At 35.2% G+C, this 1,132-nt stretch carries 1 protein-coding gene; it reads left to right on the forward strand.

The annotated features are described in order from the left end of the window. The first annotated feature begins 120 nt into the window (after positions 1–120). Positions 121–981, forward strand: a complete 861-nt coding sequence (locus tag BUB92_RS11185) for a hypothetical protein (RefSeq protein ID WP_073093637.1) — start codon at positions 121–123, stop codon at positions 979–981. The last annotated feature ends 151 nt before the right edge of the window (positions 982–1,132 follow it).

The raw sequence follows: 1,132 nt of genomic DNA on the forward strand, positions 1-1,132 counted from the left end.
GGTTCGCCGTGAGATAAGGTCTTCTTCGCTCCTGGGCAGTTTGCGCTTCTGGTTTGAAACTATATGTTATGCAGGAGGGCTGGTTGGAAAAAAGGGTTTTGATAAGGGGAGGGGATGACCATGAAAGAGGTAATAACCGAAAGTTTATGGATGGCAGGTATAATACTTGTCGGCATATCTGTGTTTTCTTATGTTTTCATATATTTTCTGAAAAAAAGCTCCAAAATAGCAGAAATTTGTATGAAGCTCAGGGAAAACAGTTGTCTTCGGGAAAAGGTTGCCATTTTGGTTATAGGATTGATAATGATCGTAATAGGGGCGATATTTTTACACATTGAGAATTATGAAAAAGTTTTATGGGTTGTGTTTTTCCTGGTTCTGGGATTATTTTTGGCCTGGAGATTGCAAAAATGTTTTACCAGAGAATCCTTGTGCTGTACGGAAAGAAAAGAGATTTTAAATAAGGGGAGGTATGAACAGATGGCCGATAACTGCAGAAGTGAGGATGAACGGGTGGAGAGGTTGATTTGGAAAAGTTATAAATCTAAAAGTTGCTTTAATTATGGATTTTTTCTAGCTTTTTCCTTTCTTTTATCTTTTAGTGGTGGATTTCTGTTTCATATAGTAGAAATTATATCGGAAAAAATAAATATGCTGAAAGGAAATATAAAAGAACAAGATTTTATTTCCTTATCTCTTGGAGAAGCGAATTTTTATATAGGGTATATTACTTTGGTTCTTGTTATTATGTCATCATTTTTAGCTATCTTTTTTTCATTTAATCAGCAATACGGCACACGCATCAATATGTATTTGCAATATTTTATGGAGAAAGAGGATAAGGCAAAATTTATTAATATCTCTGAGAAATTATATAAAAAAGAAAATAGTTGCGAATATTTCTTAAGAAACATACTGCTGCCAGTAGTGATTGGAATAGTATTAGGACTGGTATCAGGGTATTTATTACTGAAACATTGATGATACATATAACCCACCCCTTTTGTCAAACAACTTTTCCGGAAAGGAGCCTTTTAATGGGAGAAATAAACATCCATGACCGGTTTTTCAAAAAATACCTGGAAAATCCCCGCATAGCAGGGAGTTTTCTCTCCTACATCCTGCCGGAGGG

The sequence above is a fragment of the Thermosyntropha lipolytica DSM 11003 genome (assembly GCF_900129805.1).
Lineage (GTDB): Bacteria > Bacillota > Syntrophomonadia > Syntrophomonadales > Syntrophomonadaceae > Thermosyntropha > Thermosyntropha lipolytica.

Bases quoted from the DNA above. Each gene is read 5' to 3' on its own strand.
- BUB92_RS11185 (WP_073093637.1), top strand. From the start codon at position 121: ATGAAAGAGGTAATAACCGAAAGTTTATGGATGGCAGGTATAATACTT.